At 69.9% G+C, this 8,155-nt stretch carries 8 protein-coding genes and 1 pseudogene; 1 reads left to right on the top strand and 8 read right to left on the bottom strand.

Translation table 11 applies throughout. The features are described 5' to 3' along the window. The 8 genes and pseudogenes from HOQ08_RS04180 to gspE form a co-directional block, all read right to left on the bottom strand. Window positions 1–305, bottom strand: a pseudogene (locus tag HOQ08_RS04180) (fimbrial assembly protein); the annotation flags it as partial. Continuing rightward, window positions 302–1,156 carry a type II secretion system protein GspK gene (locus HOQ08_RS04175; protein WP_291191962.1) on the bottom strand — a complete coding sequence of 285 codons (855 nt, stop codon included), beginning with the start codon at window positions 1,154–1,156 and terminating at the stop codon, window positions 302–304. The pseudogene HOQ08_RS04180 and the gene HOQ08_RS04175, both read right to left, overlap by 4 nt. Continuing rightward, entirely contained in the window at window positions 1,153–1,833 is a 681-nt protein-coding gene (locus HOQ08_RS04170; protein ID WP_291191960.1) for a type II secretion system protein GspJ, read from the bottom strand. The genes HOQ08_RS04175 and HOQ08_RS04170 overlap by 4 nt, the downstream gene beginning before the upstream one ends. Next, on the bottom strand, window positions 1,830–2,267 hold the full coding sequence (locus HOQ08_RS04165) for a prepilin-type N-terminal cleavage/methylation domain-containing protein (RefSeq protein ID WP_291191958.1): 438 nt from the start codon (window positions 2,265–2,267) through the stop codon (window positions 1,830–1,832). The genes HOQ08_RS04170 and HOQ08_RS04165 overlap by 4 nt, the downstream gene beginning before the upstream one ends. 8 nt (window positions 2,268–2,275) lie before the next feature. Further along, window positions 2,276–2,731 (bottom strand): GspH/FimT family pseudopilin, encoded by a 456-nt coding sequence (locus tag HOQ08_RS04160; RefSeq protein ID WP_291191966.1) that lies wholly within the window; start codon window positions 2,729–2,731, stop codon window positions 2,276–2,278. 110 nt (window positions 2,732–2,841) lie between these two features. After that, on the bottom strand, window positions 2,842–3,261 hold the full coding sequence (gene gspG, locus HOQ08_RS04155) for a type II secretion system major pseudopilin GspG (RefSeq protein ID WP_291191956.1): 420 nt from the start codon (window positions 3,259–3,261) through the stop codon (window positions 2,842–2,844). Between the two features lie 41 nt (window positions 3,262–3,302). Further along, the gene (gene gspF / locus HOQ08_RS04150; RefSeq protein ID WP_291191954.1) at window positions 3,303–4,520 is read right to left on the bottom strand and encodes a type II secretion system inner membrane protein GspF; all 1,218 of its coding nucleotides are present in this window, start codon (window positions 4,518–4,520) and stop codon (window positions 3,303–3,305) included. A gap of 227 nt (window positions 4,521–4,747) precedes the next feature. Then, complete coding sequence (gspE, locus tag HOQ08_RS04145) at window positions 4,748–6,436, bottom strand: type II secretion system ATPase GspE (RefSeq protein ID WP_291191964.1); 1,689 nt, start codon at window positions 6,434–6,436, stop codon at window positions 4,748–4,750. Between the two features lie 423 nt (window positions 6,437–6,859). Here gspE and HOQ08_RS04140 point away from each other — a divergent pair, with 423 nt between their 5' ends. Beyond that, the gene (locus HOQ08_RS04140) at window positions 6,860–7,645 is read left to right on the top strand and encodes a TatD family hydrolase (protein WP_291191952.1); all 786 of its coding nucleotides are present in this window, start codon (window positions 6,860–6,862) and stop codon (window positions 7,643–7,645) included. Window positions 7,646–8,155 lie beyond the last annotated feature (510 nt).

The raw sequence follows: 8,155 nt of genomic DNA, 5'->3' as shown, positions 1-8,155 counted from the left end.
AGGTCCTCGCGGTCGACTTCGCGGATCGCCGCGGCAAGCGCAGCCTGCTCGATCGCCGCCTCGGTGCCGCGCGGCCATTGCGCGCGCGCTTCGGCTTCGCCGGCGCGGCGCAGTTCCCAGCGTTCGTCGGTCCGCTGCAGCAGGTACCACTGCGCGCCGCCGCCGAACAGGCGGCGCCAGGAGACCGGCAGCAGCGCCGCCAGCTCGCCGCCCCACCAGGCAAAGAAACGCGGCAGCGGCGAGGCGCGCCAGCCGCGGCGCAGGCGGTCCAGCTGCGGACGCAGCGATTGCGTTGCGGTCGTCATTCGCGGTCACCCTCCCGCCAGTGCAGCACCGCATAGGGCTGCGCGCCCGCACGTACACCCTGCAGGCGAACGGTGGCATGCAGCACGGCGCGCGTGCCGTCGGCCATCGTGGCCTCCGAACGGATACTATGCGTCACCCCGTTGCCTGCGAACAGGCCCGCCACGCCCGGCCGGGTGTTGCGCCGCGCCGCGGTCACCTGCGCGACGCGCTCGGGCGTCATCCCGGGGATCGAGGCCAGCGCCAGCGATTGGGCCGTATTCGGGTCCGGGCTCTCGCGTCCGGACCACACCGTGATCGCATCGGCCACCGCGCGATACAGCGCCGGGGTCATGCCCGCCACCTGCTGCAGTTCCTCGATGCTTAGAAAAGGCGAATGTCGGGGCTTGTAGCCGCTGGCCGTATAGACGTCCATGCCGATCTTCGTTCCGGCGTCCGCGCCGCGCCAATCGACCACCGCCGCGGCCAGCCTTTGCGCGGCGTCCTGGCCGAGGCCCGCGGCGCGGAACAGGCCCTGCAGCACGATCGGCGAGGCAGCGTTCAAGTCGACCTTGCCGCCTTCGTCGACCGCGCTCACCCGCACCGTGGCGCCGCCGAACTGGAACGCGTATGGCCGCCCGTCGGCCAGCCAGCGCTGGGAAAGCTGCGGATCCTGCAGGCCGTAGATCGCCCGCGCCAGCCCGGCCTCGGCGTCGTACTGCGCCTGGGCCTGGGCGAACTGGTAGCGCCCCTGCAGGCCCTCGGACCGCGCCAGCATGGCGTAGCCGCCCAGCATGATCGCCAGCAGCGTGCAGGCCCAGAGCACCAGCAGCAGGGCGATGCCACGCTGGGAATGCAGGCTGCGCGCGCTCATGGCCGGCTCCAGGCGAGCACCGGGCCGTCGCGCCCGAGCATGGCGAAGGCACGCTGGTTGGCCGAGGCGTCCACGCGCAGCGGCACCGTCAACTGCGGCCAGTAGCCGGTGCCGGCCAGGCGCAGGTCGATGCGCACCAGTTGCGGCAGGCGGCTGCCCTGCGGCCAGTCGCTGCTCCACGCACCCACACGACCCTGGGCATCGAAGCCGCGGTACTGGAAGCCGCCCTCGCGCACGTCCTCCAGCAGCACCTGCGGCGGGCCCGGCGCAAGCGGCTGGCCGCCGGGCGGCAGCAGCGCGAAGCGGACCTGCAGCCGCCGGCCGCCCTTGCCGTTGTCCACCAGCTCGAGCGTCTGCGCCTGCGGGCCAAGCCGGCCCAGGTAGCCGGGCAGCGGCGCCACGAAGCTCATCGAACGGGCGTCGCCCTTGAAGAAGATCGCCTCGTCGTTGCCGGGATTCTTGGCCAGCTGCTGGGTCATCGCCTGCGCCAGCTCGCGGCGCAGGAACTGCTGCGCCGAACGCACCGCATCGAGGCGCTCCACCGCCGCGCTGCCGGCACTCACGCTGCGCGAGGCGGTGCGGATGCCCGAGTACACCCCCACCAGCAGCAACGCCAGCAGCGCCAGCGCGGCGAGCACTTCCATCAGGCTGAAGCCGCGGGAGCGCGTCGCGCTCATGCCCCGTTCCCCGCCGAGAGCTGCGGACCGCCCACGCGCAGGGTGCTGAAGCGTGCGCTGTAGTCGTGGCCGGCGCTCTTCCACAGCACGTCCAGGTCGAGCCGGTAGAGCCTGAGCGGCGAAGCCGGCGCCTGCGGCCCGGCGGCGGGCGCCGCCGGTGCGGGCTGGAACGGTTGCACGCTGAGCTGCCAGCGGTAGCGCTGGTCGAAGCGCCCGCTGCTGCGGCCGACGCGGATCGGCTCCAGCACGAAAGCGCTGTCGAGCAGGCTGTGCGCCCACATGGCCGCCTCGCTGCGCTCGGCCGAACGCGCGGTGAGGTTGAGCGAACTGCCGGCCACGCGCATCAGCGAGGCGAAGGTGATCGCCAGCAACAGCACGGCGGCGACGACTTCGAGCAGGCTGAAGCCGCGCGCGCGCGCTGCATGCCTGGGCATCGGAAAGCTCATGAGGCCACCACGCTCACCGCCCCGGTGAGCCATGCCACGTTGATCTGCCAGCGGCGCGCGCCGCGCTGCAGGACGATGTGGCCGCCGGTGGAGCTGCCGTCGGGAAAGAAGCGGATGCGGCCGGTATGGTTGTCTGGCTGGTCCTCGCGGGCGCTGGTGATGGACAGCGCCATGCCCTTGGGCAACGCGACCTGCTTGCCGCCGGCGGCGCGGTAGCTGGCGGCCCTCGTGTCCATGTCGAAGGTCTGGTCCTTGCCCTTGACGATGGCCTGCGTGCGCGTCGCGCGCAGTGCCGCGGCCAGCTCGACGCTGGCCGCGCGCACGCGTGCGCTGGCGAGGCCCTGGCTCACCGACACCGACACCGCCGCCGCGGCAATGCCGATGAGCAGGATCACGGCCAGCATTTCGAGCAGGGTGAAGCCGCGGGCGTGCCGGGAATGGGCAACCGGCAACCGGCAACCGGTGCGCCGCGAACGGCCGCAGGGCGCCTGGCCGAAACCGAACGCCGGGCTCGCCCGGCGAACCGGCATGCCCCGCATTCCCCATGCCCGGGCTTCCGCTCTCATTGCCAGTTCCCGACGTCCTTGCTGTAGCCGTCGCCGCCGGGCTGGCCGTCCTGGCCGTAGAAGACCAGGTCGAAGCTGCCGTGCTCGCCCGGATACTTGTAGCCGAAGGCATGGCCCCACGGATCGACCAGGTCGGAAGGCTTGGCGTACGGGCCCTGCCAGTTGGGGGCGTTGGCGGGCTTGACCGCCAGGTCCTTCAACTGCGCCGGCGGCGAGCCGTTGTCCAGCGCATAGTTCTCGATCTTCTGGCTGAGCGTGGTCAGCTGCGCCTTGCCGGCGCCGTACTTGCCCTTGTCCACGTTCTTGCCGACCTGCGTGACCACCACCGCGCCGATGATGCCGATCAGCACGATCACCGCGAGCATCTCCAGCAGGGTGAAACCTCGCGCGCGGCGCCCGTTCCGTGCGCGTGGCATCCGGTTCCGTTTGGCGTTCAAGCTCATTGCGTTCTCCAACCTCATTGAATGTTGCTCGTCAGGCTCAGCAGCGGCAGCAGGATCGCCGCCATGATGATCGCCACCAGCACCGTCATCACGATGGTAAGCGCCGGCACCAGCGCGGCGAGCAGGCGGTCGATCGCGCGCTTGGATTCGATGTCGAAGGTATCGGCGACTTTCAGCAGCATGCCGTCCAGCTGCCCGGCCTCCTCGCCCACCTGCACCATCTGCAGCGCCAGCCGGGGAAAGCGCTGCGAGCGCGCCAGCGCGGCGCTCAGCCCTCCGCCGCCCTTGACCTGCTCGGCGGCCTGCGCCAGCGCGTCCTCCAGCGCGGTGTTGCCGGTGACCTGGCGCGCGATGCCCAGCGCGGCGAGCAGCGGCACGCCGTTCTTCAGCAGCGTGCCGAGCGTGCGGGCGATGCGCGCGGTCTCCACCTTCAGCAGCAGCGGCCCGGCCACGCGCAGGGTCAGCAGCCGCGCATGCCAGGCCATGCGCATCGCCGGATCGCGCAGGCGGGCACGCCACAGCGCAATGCCGCCGACCAGCGCGATCAGGATCAGCCACCACCACGATTGGAGCACCTGCCCGATGAACAGCACCGCGCGCGTGATCCAGGGGATCGGCACCTGCATGTCCTCGAAGATCGGCACGAACTGGGGCACCACGTAGGCCAGCAGCAGCACCAGCGAGCCGAGCACGCCGACCAGCAGGAAGGCCGGGTAGATCAGCGCGTTGATGATGCTGCCGCGCAGCTGCTGCGCGCGCTCGAGATACTCGGCCAGGCGGCGCAGCGTGTCCTCCAGCGAACCGCCGGCCTCGCCCGCACGCACCAGTGAGACGTAAAGCCTGGGAAAGACGCCGTGCTCCTCGTCCAGCGCCTGCGACAGCGTAGTGCCGCCGCGCACGCGGTCGCGTACCCGCTCGACCAGGCGCCGGGCACGCTCGCCCTCGGGCAGTTCCATCAGGATGCCGAGCGCGCGGTCCAGCGGCTGGCCGGCGCCGAGCAGCGTGGCCAATTGGTGTGTGAACTGCGCGAGCTGGTCGCCGGTGAACGGGCCGCGCTTGAACAGTGCGGCGAGCGCCGAGCCTTCGCCCATCGCATCGGCCGGCTTGGCCTCCAGCGGCGTGTGGCCCTGGTCCTGCAGGCGGCCGATGGCCTCCTCCAGGCTCGGCGCCTCGAGCTGGCCCTCGAGCATCTCGCCGGCGGCGCTGATGGCGCGGTAGCGGAACTGGGCCATGTCAGGCCCCTTGCCGCAAGAGCAACGCGCGGCTCTGCTCCCTCTCCCCCATCTTTGATAGATGCAGGGGGGGAGGGTTGGGGTGAGGGAAGGTTTGCGGTGAAGTGTGGGCAGGGACGCGCGTGCTCGCGCTCTTCAAAAGCGCGGCGATCGCTACGAGCGAGTTTCGGGCAAGCCCCGACCCCTCACCCCAACCCTCCCCCCGCAGGGGAGAGGGAGCAAAGGCATCAGCCCTCCTGCGTGACACGCAGCACCTCCTCCAGCGTGGTCACGCCGGCGACCGCCTTGGCAATGCCGTCCTCGTACATCGTGCGCATGCCCTCGGCGCGCGCCACGCGCTCGATCTCGCTGGCGTCGGCGCGCTGCATCACCAGCCGGCGCAGCGGTTCGCTCATCACCAGGAACTCGACGATCGCGCGGCGGCCGCGGTAGCCGGTGGGATTGGCCGCGCTGCTGCCGGGCTTCCACAGGCGGATCGGCCGCTCGTCGGTGTATTTCTCCAGCTCGAACTCGGCGATCACCTCGGGCGTGGGCTCATAGGGGATCGCCGTCTCCGGATCGAGCCGGCGCACCAGCCTCTGCGCCAGGATCGCGTTGACGGTGGAGCCGAGCAGGTAATCCTCCACGCCCATGTCCAGCAGCCGCGTGACGCCGCCGGCGGCCGAATTGGTGTGCAGCGTGGACAGCACCAGGTGGCCGGTGAGCGCGGACTGGATCGCGATGCGGCAGGTCTCCAGGTCGCGCATCTCGCCGATCATGATCACGTCCGGGTCCTGGCGCATGATCGAGCGCAGCGCGTTGGCGAAGTCCAGCCCGATCTGCGGCTTGACCTGGATCTGATTGATGCCCTCGAGCTGGTACTCGACCGGGTCCTCGACGGTGATGATCTTCACGTCCGGTGTGTTGATCCGCGAAAGCGCCGTGTACAGCGTGGTGGTCTTACCCGAACCGGTCGGTCCGGTCACCAGCAGGATGCCGTTGGGGCGTTCGAGCACCTCGACGAAGCGCTTCTCGAACTGCGGCGTGAAGCCCAGCGAGGCGAAATCGAACACCACCGACTCGCGGTCCAGGATGCGCATCACCACCGACTCGCCCCAGGCGGTCGGCACGGTGGAGACGCGCAGGTCCAGCTCCTTGCCCTGCACGCGCAGCTGGATGCGCCCGTCCTGCGGCAGCCGCCGCTCGGCGATGTTGAGCTTGGCCATGATCTTGACGCGGCTGATCACCGCCGCGGTGGACGAGGACGGCGGCGCCTCCACCTCGTGCAGCACGCCGTCGATGCGGTAGCGCACCTTCAGGCGGTTCTCGAACGGCTCGATGTGCACGTCCGAGGCGCGCTGCTCGACCGCGCGCTGAAGGATGAGATTCACCAGGCGGATCACCGGCGCCTCGGAGGCGAGGTCGCGCAGGTGCTCGACGTCGTCCTCCTCGCTGGCTTCGCCGCCGAGGTTTTCCACGATGGTGCCCATCGCCGAGCGGCCGGTGCCGTAGTAGCGCTCGATCAGGTCGTCGATCTCCGAACGCAGGCCGATGCGCAGCGCGACCGGCCGGCCGGCGGCCAGTTCGACCGCCTGCAACGGGTAGGGGTCGGCCGGATCGGCCACCACCAGCGCGAGGCCGTCCTCGCCTTCGCGCACCGGCACCACATGCTGCTGCTTGAGGAAGCGCAGCGACAGCTCGGGTTCGGCCGGCGGCATCTCCGGCGCGTCGCGCGCGGCGAGCAGCGGCACGCCGAGCAGTTCGGACCAGGCCTCGGCCAGGTCGCGCTCGGACACCAGCCCGAGCCGCGCCAGCAACGCAGTCAGGGTGCCTTCGGGCGCCTCCTCGTGGAGGCGGCGCGCGCGATGGAGGTCGCTGTCCTTGAGGTTGCCGCGCGACACCAGGAGCGCGCAGACAGCCGCTTCGCGGTCGTCCATGGTGAGCGCCCAGGTAGCCGCCGGCGTTGGAACTGCCGACATGCAGTGTCTCCCGCCAGTCAGGTCGACCCGCCAACACCCCCCGCGTCGACGAGAAATCCATTGGTAGCACATCCCCCGGCCTGCGCGCGAGCGCGTGGCAGGAGCCGTACTGGGTCGGACTATGATCGCGCAAGCAAGTTCAGCGCCACCCGGTTCAGCGTGGCGTGAAGCAGCCACCGGGGCTCCGGCCCCGCTCGCCGCGGCGAAAGAGAGCGAGGCTCGCGTGCGGAGAGCGTCGGCGTCAATTGCGAAAATTCCGAGAGCCAGCGGCCACGCGATCTGCTAAGGCGGCGGCCGATTGTCCCGGGCGCCCTTCACCGGAAGCTCCTGCCTTGCCAATCCGGCCTGCTCTGCAACAATGCCCTTTTTTGCGGGCAAGCCATGCAGCTGGTCGACATCGGCGCCAACCTCACACACGAATCCTTCATCCACGACTTCGCGCAAGTACTCGCGCGCGCCGCGGCGCAAGGCGTGACGCGGATGGTGGTGACCGGCGCCTCGCGCGAGGGCAGTGAGCAGGCGCTGGCCCTCGCGCAGCGCCATCCCGGCGTGCTGTGGGCGACCGCCGGCGTGCATCCGCACCACGCGGTCGATTACGACGACGCCACCGACGCGCGCCTGCGCGAGCTGGCGCGCCTGCCGCAGGTGCGCGCGGTCGGCGAGACCGGGCTGGATTACCACCGCAACTACTCGCCACGCGAAGTGCAGCTGCAGGTGTTCGAGCGCCAGCTCATCATCGCCGCGGAGCTGGGCATGCCGCTGTTCCTGCACCAGCGCGACGCCCACGCGGATTTCCTACCGCTGCTCAGGCGCTACCGCGACCGCGTGCCGGCGGCGGTGGTGCACTGCTTCACCGACACCCGCGAGGCGCTGAAGGATTATCTCGCGCTGGATTGCCACATCGGCATCACCGGCTGGATCTGCGACGAACGGCGCGGCACCCACCTGCGGCAGTTCGTGCGCGAGATTCCCGCCGACCGCCTGCTGCTGGAAACCGACGCGCCCTACCTGCTGCCGCGCACCGTGCGTCCGCAGCCCAGTCACCGGCGCAACGAACCGATGTACCTGGGGCACATCTGCGAGGAGGTTGCGCGGGATCGCGGGGAACCGGTGGACGCCACCGCGGCGAACAGTACCGCAGCAGCCGTAGCCTTCTTCGGCTTGTAGTTGCGGTCGCAGATGTGCTTTGCCTATCGCTCTTGCGGAGTGTTTCCGCGACCGGGCTTGCCTGCGGCGGGCTTTCGATCGCCTGCCGGCGCTCGAGTCACTTTTCTTTGCTGGCCCAAAGAAACCGCCAACCCAAAGAAATGGCCCGGAGCGGGCAACCCGATGGAGCGCAAAAGCTAGGTACCGCCTTTCTTCGACTGGATAGCTGATCGCTCTTAGAGGATCTACAGCCGCTACACCGCGAGCGCTCAATAACCGGGGCAAGAGAAGCGCGCCGGCGTGTTACGCCTGAGGGCAAATGGTGGCTCTGCAGCGGGTAACGGGCAAAGGCAGCAGACCATCGGCAGTGATCGAGGATGCAAGCGATAAGCAGCGACTTCGCTTCCCTAGCCTCAGTTAGTGAGCGCTCGCGGTGTAGCCGCTGTAGATCCTCTAAGAGCCGCCACGTCACTTGCTTGCGTAATGGCTCCTAGCTCTTGCGTCTCATCTGGTTGCGCGCTCTAAAGGCCG

The sequence above is a fragment of the Frateuria sp. genome, from assembly GCF_013362045.1.
GTDB lineage: Bacteria > Pseudomonadota > Gammaproteobacteria > Xanthomonadales > Rhodanobacteraceae > Frateuria_A.
Note: the sequence above shows the minus strand (reverse complement) of the source record. Positions and strands in the feature narration are given on the sequence as shown.

Excerpts from the sequence above, each read along its gene's own strand:
- HOQ08_RS04165 (WP_291191958.1), bottom strand. The coding sequence starts at position 2,267 with ATGCCCAGGCATGCAGCGCGCGCGCGCGGCTTCAGCCTGCTCGAAGTC.
- gspG (WP_291191956.1), bottom strand. The coding sequence starts at position 3,261 with ATGCCACGCGCACGGAACGGGCGCCGCGCGCGAGGTTTCACCCTGCTG.
- HOQ08_RS04170 (WP_291191960.1), bottom strand. The coding sequence starts at position 1,833 with ATGAGCGCGACGCGCTCCCGCGGCTTCAGCCTGATGGAAGTGCTCGCC.
- gspF (WP_291191954.1), bottom strand. The coding sequence starts at position 4,520 with ATGGCCCAGTTCCGCTACCGCGCCATCAGCGCCGCCGGCGAGATGCTC.
- HOQ08_RS04140 (WP_291191952.1), top strand. The coding sequence starts at position 6,860 with ATGCAGCTGGTCGACATCGGCGCCAACCTCACACACGAATCCTTCATC.
- gspE (WP_291191964.1), bottom strand. The coding sequence starts at position 6,436 with ATGGACGACCGCGAAGCGGCTGTCTGCGCGCTCCTGGTGTCGCGCGGC.
- HOQ08_RS04175 (WP_291191962.1), bottom strand. The coding sequence starts at position 1,156 with ATGAGCGCGCGCAGCCTGCATTCCCAGCGTGGCATCGCCCTGCTGCTG.